General features: G+C 53.3%; 8 protein-coding genes. All 8 read right to left on the reverse strand.

The annotated features are described in order from the left end of the window. A partial coding sequence (locus FBQ85_24925; GenBank protein MDL1878376.1) for an ethanolamine utilization protein EutN occupies window positions 1-197 on the reverse strand: 197 nt, incomplete at its 3' end. After that, window positions 197-463, reverse strand: a complete 267-nt coding sequence (locus FBQ85_24930; GenBank protein MDL1878377.1) for an ethanolamine utilization protein EutN — start codon at window positions 461-463, stop codon at window positions 197-199. The genes FBQ85_24930 and FBQ85_24925, both read right to left, overlap by 1 nt. A gap of 45 nt (window positions 464-508) precedes the next feature. After that, window positions 509-1,672, reverse strand: coding sequence for a PDZ domain-containing protein (locus FBQ85_24935; protein ID MDL1878378.1), 1,164 nt, complete (start codon window positions 1,670-1,672; stop codon window positions 509-511). A gap of 114 nt (window positions 1,673-1,786) precedes the next feature. Then, window positions 1,787-2,395 carry a hypothetical protein gene (locus FBQ85_24940; GenBank protein MDL1878379.1) on the reverse strand — a complete coding sequence of 203 codons (609 nt, stop codon included), beginning with the start codon at window positions 2,393-2,395 and terminating at the stop codon, window positions 1,787-1,789. A 61-nt stretch (window positions 2,396-2,456) separates the two neighbouring features. Next, entirely contained in the window at window positions 2,457-3,056 is a 600-nt protein-coding gene (locus tag FBQ85_24945; protein MDL1878380.1) for a sigma-70 family RNA polymerase sigma factor, read from the reverse strand. Window positions 3,057-3,200: 144 nt separating this feature from the next. Then, window positions 3,201-4,232: a DNA polymerase III subunit delta gene (gene holA / locus FBQ85_24950; GenBank protein MDL1878381.1), complete on the reverse strand. Its 1,032-nt coding sequence runs from the start codon at window positions 4,230-4,232 to the stop codon at window positions 3,201-3,203. A gap of 153 nt (window positions 4,233-4,385) precedes the next feature. Beyond that, a complete protein-coding gene (locus FBQ85_24955) occupies window positions 4,386-5,132 on the reverse strand; it encodes a hypothetical protein (GenBank protein ID MDL1878382.1) in 747 nt (248 codons plus the stop codon). A gap of 133 nt (window positions 5,133-5,265) precedes the next feature. Beyond that, a partial coding sequence (locus tag FBQ85_24960) for a hypothetical protein (GenBank protein MDL1878383.1) occupies window positions 5,266-6,430 on the reverse strand: 1,165 nt, incomplete at its 5' end.

Here is a 6,430-nt window from a genome sequence, read left to right on the forward strand (position 1 = left end):
GGAATGGTGGCCTCGCGCGCGGTGACGTAAAAGACGGTTTCGCCCGGGCCGGCGCCCACCGTGTCAATGGCGATGAGAGGCGAGCCTTTTGCCGCCGCGAAGCGGTCAATGGGTTGAATGATTTGCATTTTCGTGCCGATCAGGCTCTCATCTTTTTGCGTGGCCCAAATCGTGCCGATGACGCGTGCGAGGAACATCAGGCAACATCCAGTTTGTCAACGATGGCCATAATGGTGGCATCGACTGCTTTGTTCTCGGTGGCTGCGGTTTGCCGCGCCGAGCTGCCTTGCACGACCAGCACGACTTCGCCCACACCGGCGCCGACCGCGTCCACCGCCACAAAAAAACCTTCACGATCTTTCAGATCAAGACTCACGGGCCGGACAATTTGCAATTTCAGGCCTTGCAGGCGCTCGTCTTTGCGAGTCGCCCAAACAGTACCAATGACGCGTGCGAGGATCAAAGGTTATCTTTCTCTTTTTAGTGACGAGGCAACACCGCCTGCGCGCTACTGCTTTTGATACAGGCTTTTAAGCACGCGCAGCTCTTTCTCGAGGGCATTGATGCGATGATGCAACCATTTCGGTTCCGGCGTGAGTTGTTCCTTTTGGATCTGCATTTCGTTTTCATCCGGAGGGCTTGTCGTGCCCCACGTTTTTAACTCCGTCAATGCCAAAGGTATTTTCGGGCCGAGACGAACGTTCATATTGATTTCCTGGTCGAGGCGCGAGATCACGATCAGAACATCTTCGTCAGGTTTGGCTTGACAAACCAATTCACTTAACAAGGTGTGAGAATCAACCGTGTGCGCGCCGAATTTCTTGATGATATCACCCACCTGTAAGCCGGCCTTGTGCGCCGGGCCGCCTTCGACGATCGTCAAAATACGGGGCGCGGCATCTTTGCCATCAGCGACAACCGTTACACCCAGCCAGCCGTGTGAATCGTAGTACTTTTTTGCTACAGAACGCACAAAGGGCAAAAATTCACTCAATGAATAGGCCAGCGCGGTATTCGTAAAAAGTCCACCGTTATGAATCTCGCTTTGCGCGATGCCAACACGTCCGGCAATCATACCGACGGCGTGGCCTTTGGTATCAAAAACCGGTGAGCCATTGCTGCCGGGATCGACATTTGCCGAAATTTGCATGCCGCCCTCGGATGGAATTGCGCTCACGATGCCCACCGACACGGCCTGCGGCACACCCAAGGCATTGCCGATTACCGTGACCCAAGATCCGGCGTCAAGATCGCTCGCGATCCCAATGCGCGCGGGGCGCAATCCATTCACATGAATTTTTAAAACGGCAGGGCCGTTGATGGAATCGGCCGTTACCAGCTCCGCGGGATAGGTCGCATCATCTGCGATGTCAACTTCAATGCGGTCAGCGTTGCGCACGACAGATTCTTTGGTGAGAACAAAACCATCGCTGCTGACCAGCAAGCCGCTACCCACAATGATTTCTTGCTCCCGTGAACGGCGATCACCGAAGATTCCCAATAATCCGCCGGCGCCGCTGCCGGCAGACACTTTCAGCGCCCTCACGGTTACAACGGAGGGTTTCACGGATTTGACGATGTCGGCAATCTCGCGTTCCATCGCCGACAACAAGCCCTGTGGCAGAGCCGCATTCGCTTGCACCAACAACAGCAAGGCTACTCCTCGCAACACGCGCCACGCGGTATTTGTTTTCTGTTCGGATTTTTTGTTGCGTTTATCCGATTGGCGCCGGCTCGCAGAGCGCAATCGGAAAGATCTAAAAGTTGGCTCCACGACCAAGCACCGTTAGAATGATGAAACTGTGATGAATTGTCCTTGCTGTGCGGCGCCCCTTAGCGGCAGCGGCGCCGGTTGCGATGTGTCCGGCATCGCGCTGGTACTTGGCACATCTTGCGGTTTGCGATTCTGATGGGACAATTGCGTGGGGGCAATGCGATCGAGAGGGTAAAGAATTTTGGCGGAAAAGGACGCGGGATTTAGCGTGAGGCTGGCAGCAACCGGGGTCTGCATTTGAGAGGTGCTGGCCGGCGTGGCTGCTTGAATATCCGTTTCGTTGCGCCAGAGCAAGTAACCGAATGACATCACGATCACGGCGGCGATTACCGAATAGCTTGCCATGCGCATTGGCCGGGTTCGCCGCTTCGCCGAAACGGAAGAGCGGCGTGCACGTTGGTCAAGCTTGATGCGCGCCCGTAGAATGGCCTCAAAATCATCAGAGGCCTGAATATGCTTCAGGCTTTTCAAATGGCTGCGCAAATCATCGAGGCGGGCAACCGTGTCGTGACAATCGGCGCAAGCAGATAGGTGTGATTCGACTTGTTGTTTGGAAGAGGCGGGCAGGAAATTCTCGATGTAATCCGAGAATAACTCAGAAAACCTTTCGCAAGTGTTCATACATGGCCTTCATTGTAACAAATGGTACAAGGCACTCCTTTTGAAAAAAGTGAGGGCTGGATTATTGACGCTGATCCAATATTTTCTTGAGGCGGTTTTGCAGGCGAAGCCGGGCGCGATTGACGCGCGATTTAACCGTGCCAATCGGAACCCGGATAATCTTACTGATCTCTTCGTATGAAAGTTCCTGCACATCCCGCAAAATAATCACCTCGCGAAACTTGGGCGAGAGCTTGCTGATCTCGCGTTGGATGATTTCCTCTCCCAGTGTGCTGTCGACGTGTGTCTCAGGATTAAACACCTCGTCCGAAATTTCATAATCGCGATCCTCCAAGCCCATATCGGACAGCGAAAAAAAACGGCGGCGTTTGCGCCGGCGCAACTCGGTGCGGGCGAGGTTGCCGGCGATGGTGTAAATCCACGTCGAAAATTTTGCGACGCGCGTGTACGCGAAACGATTGCGATAGACTCGCAAAAACGTCTCTTGCACCACATCTTCCGCTTCTTCCTGATTGTTCAGAAAGCGAAATACGAAATTCAACAGTTGATCTTTATAGCGTCTGACAATTTCCTCGTAGGCCGCCAACTCCCCCTGCTGAAAACGCTCGATCAGATCCTCATCCGTGGGCTTGGCCTCGGTTCTTTTGGGACGATCCTCCATTCATCTTCCTTCCCTCGAGAGGGCTTGTGGCTTGTTATATCCTTGCAGACCGGCATCGACAAAGATGAAAGCAAACCCACTCCCAAGCCACTAGTCATATCGCCAACTTCGCTTTCCAGCGAATGGATAATTCTACGTTTCAAATCATTCGTTTGCGGAGCGCCGCGGAAACGGCAGGCTTTGCGCCGGCAAGTTCTTGATGATCGCGATGATCATCAAGCGCAGCAGCAGAAGCTCGGAGAGGCCCTGGCTCTTTCCAAGATAATCCGTGTGCCGCAAAACCTCGAGCGCATTGAAGATTTCGGCGCTCGCATAAGACTTGGCATCCCGCTGCAGCCGTTCCGCAAAAAAACTGTGAACACCGATTTTTTGCGCGAGCGTATTCAAATCCTGGCGCCGGGTGAGCGCCTGCGCCACATACAATTGTCCAAAATAGCGCGCGAGACCGCTGATAATCGCGCCGGTACTCGAATTTTCCACCAGTGCTTCCACGATGCGTAAGGCCGAAACTAAATTTTTTTCGCCCAGCGCATCTTGCAGCGAAAAGATGGAAAACTCCCGCCTGAAGCCCGCGACTTCTTGCACATGTTGAAGAGTGATCTGGCGTTCACTCCCAATGTAGAGTTGAATTTTATCAATTTCACTGCGCAACGCTTGCAGCGAGCTGCCAACTTCCGTGGCGAGCCACTGCGCTGCTTCCGGGGCTATGCTCAGGCCGAGGCTGCTGACATACTCCTGCAACCAGGGCACAATTTGATTGTCGTACAACGGCCGGCAATCGACAAAGCCGGAACCCTTGCTCAACGCTTCCAGGCCTTTTTTCTTCGAGCCTTTTTCACGTTGGGTGAGAATGAGATAAGTGGTCGGGCAGGGCTTTTTGGCATATTCGGCAAGTGTAAGAAGATCGTTAGGCGACATTTTATGGACATCACGCACGAGCAATACGCGATGCCGCGCCATCATCGGATATGAAGAAGCGATATCCAGCACTTTATTCGCCGAGACATCGCTGCCATAAAGAGAGTCGAAATTGAAATCGCGCATTTCCGGCGTGACGAGTTTGCTCACCAGCAGATTCACGCCTTGATCGATTAAACCGGTTTCTTCACCGGAGAAATAATAAATCCGTTTGAAGTCACCCTTGCGCACCGAGTTGTGGAATTCCGCAAATTTCATGAATAAAAGTCGAGCAAAAGCGGCGGGCCAAGTCTCTTGTCGTTTGTTCTCACAGCGCCGGCGACAAATATAGCAGCCGTTCCGCAGGATTGCAAGCAATTTTCCGTTATAACAAAAAGGGCGAGTCAATGACTCGCCCTTGCACCATACCAATCAAAAGCCCAACAAATAACCGGCGCGCAACTGGAAATTGGGCGCTCCGTCATCCAGGCCCAAGCCGAGTCCGCCGCGCAACCGGCCGCCGCTCGACAAGAGATAATCCACGCCGCCGGAAAGCAGAATATAGTCGCCCTCCGTGCGAATATTAAGCTCGCCGATCAAATTTAAATTATTTTGAGTGGGATAAATTACGCCGCCGGCGAGCAGCAAGCTGGTGTCACGATTCGGGCCGGTTTCAATAAATTCAAGCGCCACCGTGCTGGTGAGCACGACGCCGCCCTGCAAGGCATGCCGCAACGAGCCGAAGCCGCTGAAATCGAATGAACTCTCGCCAATATCTTCACTACCGATCGGCAATGTGATCAAGCCACCGATGGTAATCGGCGTTGGCCCTTGCACAACATTATAGCGCCCGGAAATCAACATATCTGTGATGCCGGAAGAACTGTTGTCGATGTTGACACCGGCAGGCACATCGATCGAAATGTTGCGAAAGCCCAATCCCCCGGACAATTGAAATTGTGGGGTAATGGGAAGGCCCGCCTGCACGGCCAAATCAATACTCGAGGCATTATCATAATCCGAGAATTGGAAAAGGCCTTCTCCAAAGGGAGTCTTAGTTATGGTCGCGTCCTGAAAGAACGTTTGAAAGAGATTGACATCTTCGGCTTTGTCTTGTGCCTGAACCATACCAAACCCAAGCCCCACAAGGCATACAGCACACAGAAAACGACGCATCATTTTACAGCTCTCCTTTTCTGAATGTTCAGAGATGTTTATTGATATGAATCACAAGTGCAACCTGGCTTGGACGCTATGATGTTCATCGAACTTTGAGCTTGATGGGTCCAAGTCCGACCACTTCGCCAACTTGCTATTTTACCCGTTTGATTTCGGCGTTCAATATTTGCAAAATATTGACGCCCCGGTTGACGCGATGAGAGTTTTTGAAGCTGATTTCGCCTTTCATGCCGGGATAACCGTCCACCTGTGCAAGCGCCTCGCGAATTTGGTCGGGCTTGCGGCTCCCGCGTTCGAGGCATTGCATCATGAGATTCGCGGCATCGTAGCCCATCACATCGAAACGGTCGGGAGTCGCGCCCATCATTTTGCGATAAGCAATGCGAAATTGCCGGCCGCGCTCGCTTTGCCAATCGACGAAGTAATCGCTGGGAAAAACGGCGCCGTCAATGTAAGGCCGCAACTCGCGCATGCGTTCGGTGGCAATCCATTGCCAATCATCGCCGCCCAACAGCGCGCCTTGAATGTTGTAATAAGCGCGTTGAGGCGCAATCAACGTAATGTCTTCGTGATACAACGGCAAAAAGAGCGCGTGAATGCTGGTAACCGGCGTCGCCACTTCTTCCACTACGCTTGCACTGCGAATGCCCTTCATGGAACGAGCGCCCGGACTGAGGTTGAGCGTGTCAGCCTGGTCTAGCCCGAATGCGGCAGCGCGAATTCCTTTAAATTGCTTGCCATAATCTTCCGTACCTTCATAATACCATTTTTGTGTGACGATTTGTCCACCCAGGCTGTCAACCGCCGCGCTCAGGCCATCAGTCATTTGCTGGCCATATTCATCTTGCGGCGCAAAGGTCGCGAAGCGGCGACAATTGAGGTAGCGTACGGCATATTCCGCCAGCGCGCGGCCTTTCATCTCACGATTGGCATTCATTTGAAAAACATACTCGCCCAACGAGGTAATACCATTGGCCGTGGAAACCGGCACGAGAATCGGAATGCCTTTTTCCTGCGCCAGCGCGGCAATGGCGCTGCTTGCCGAATTTTCATACTCGCCGATAATCGCGACGATGCTGGGATCGCCCAGCAACAATTGTGCGGATTTGATTGCGCCCACCACACTGCTTTCCGAATCACGCACAACCAGCTCTATAGCAACCTCGTCGTTTGCGGCGGGCAGAGCAGCGCTGCTGGTGCTGGCCTGCGCGAATTGACGGCTGTTGGAGCGCCGCGTCATTTGAGCATAGCGCATGCCGCGATGCAGCGCCTGCCCGGCTTCGGCATCGATGCCGCTT

Source organism: Cytophagia bacterium CHB2 (genome assembly GCA_030263535.1).
Classification (GTDB): domain Bacteria; phylum Zhuqueibacterota; class Zhuqueibacteria; order Zhuqueibacterales; family Zhuqueibacteraceae; genus Coneutiohabitans.

What these genes read in the sequence shown, in the direction of transcription:
- FBQ85_24940 (MDL1878379.1), bottom strand. Translation starts at nt 2,395, where the DNA reads ATGAACACTTGCGAAAGGTTTTCTGAGTTATTCTCGGATTACATCGAG.
- FBQ85_24945 (MDL1878380.1), bottom strand. Translation starts at nt 3,056, where the DNA reads ATGGAGGATCGTCCCAAAAGAACCGAGGCCAAGCCCACGGATGAGGAT.
- holA (MDL1878381.1), bottom strand. Translation starts at nt 4,232, where the DNA reads ATGAAATTTGCGGAATTCCACAACTCGGTGCGCAAGGGTGACTTCAAA.
- FBQ85_24955 (MDL1878382.1), bottom strand. Translation starts at nt 5,132, where the DNA reads ATGATGCGTCGTTTTCTGTGTGCTGTATGCCTTGTGGGGCTTGGGTTT.